The 1,384-nt window shown below is 53.3% G+C and carries 1 rRNA gene; it reads left to right on the forward strand.

The features are described from left to right. Positions 1-1,364, forward strand: a 23S ribosomal RNA gene (locus F3J37_RS27780); the annotation flags it as partial. Between the last annotated feature and the right edge of the window lie 20 nt (positions 1,365-1,384).

Genomic DNA, 1,384 nt, shown 5'->3' on the forward strand with positions numbered 1-1,384 from the left:
TGAAGTAACTGATGCCCTGCTTCCAGGAAAAGCCTCTAAGCTCCAGGTAACACGAAATCGTACCCCAAACCGACACAGGTGGTCAGGTAGAGAATACCAAGGCGCTTGAGAGAACTCGGGTGAAGGAACTAGGCAAAATGGTGCCGTAACTTCGGGAGAAGGCACGCTGTCATCAGGTGAAGTCCCTTGCGGATGGAGCTGAAGGCAGTCGAAGATACCAGCTGGCTGCAACTGTTTATTAAAAACACAGCACTGTGCAAACACGAAAGTGGACGTATACGGTGTGACGCCTGCCCGGTGCCGGAAGGTTAATTGATGGGGTTATCCGCAAGGAGAAGCTCTTGATCGAAGCCCCGGTAAACGGCGGCCGTAACTATAACGGTCCTAAGGTAGCGAAATTCCTTGTCGGGTAAGTTCCGACCTGCACGAATGGCGTAATGATGGCCAGGCTGTCTCCACCCGAGACTCAGTGAAATTGAAATCGCTGTGAAGATGCAGTGTACCCGCGGCAAGACGGAAAGACCCCGTGAACCTTTACTATAGCTTGACACTGAACATTGAGCCTTGATGTGTAGGATAGGTGGGAGGCTTTGAAGCGTGGACGCCAGTCTGCGTGGAGCCAACCTTGAAATACCACCCTTTAATGTTTGATGTTCTAACGTAGACCCGTAATCCGGGTTGCGGACAGTGTCTGGTGGGTAGTTTGACTGGGGCGGTCTCCTCCCAAAGAGTAACGGAGGAGCACGAAGGTTGGCTAATCCTGGTCGGACATCAGGAGGTTAGTGCAATGGCATAAGCCAGCTTGACTGCGAGAGTGACGGCTCGAGCAGGTGCGAAAGCAGGTCATAGTGATCCGGTGGTTCTGAATGGAAGGGCCATCGCTCAACGGATAAAAGGTACTCCGGGGATAACAGGCTGATACCGCCCAAGAGTTCATATCGACGGCGGTGTTTGGCACCTCGATGTCGGCTCATCACATCCTGGGGCTGAAGTAGGTCCCAAGGGTACGGCTGTTCGCCGTTTAAAGTGGTACGCGAGCTGGGTTTAGAACGTCGTGAGACAGTTCGGTCCCTATCTGCCGTGGGCGCTGGAGAATTGAGGGGGGTTGCTCCTAGTACGAGAGGACCGGAGTGAACGCACCACTGGTGTTCGGGTTGTCATGCCAATGGCATTGCCCGGTAGCTAAGTGCGGAAAAGATAAGTGCTGAAAGCATCTAAGCACGAAACTTGCCCCGAGATGAGTTCTCCCTGACTCCCTGAGAGTCCTGAAGGGACGTTGAAGACGACGACGTTGATAGGCCGGATGTGTAAGTGCAGCGATGCATTGAGCTAACCGGTACTAATGACCCGTGAGGCTTAACCTTACAACGCCAGAGGCGTTTTT

The sequence above is a fragment of the Candidatus Pantoea communis genome, assembly GCF_011752685.1.
Taxonomy (GTDB): Bacteria; Pseudomonadota; Gammaproteobacteria; order Enterobacterales; family Enterobacteriaceae; genus Pantoea; species Pantoea communis.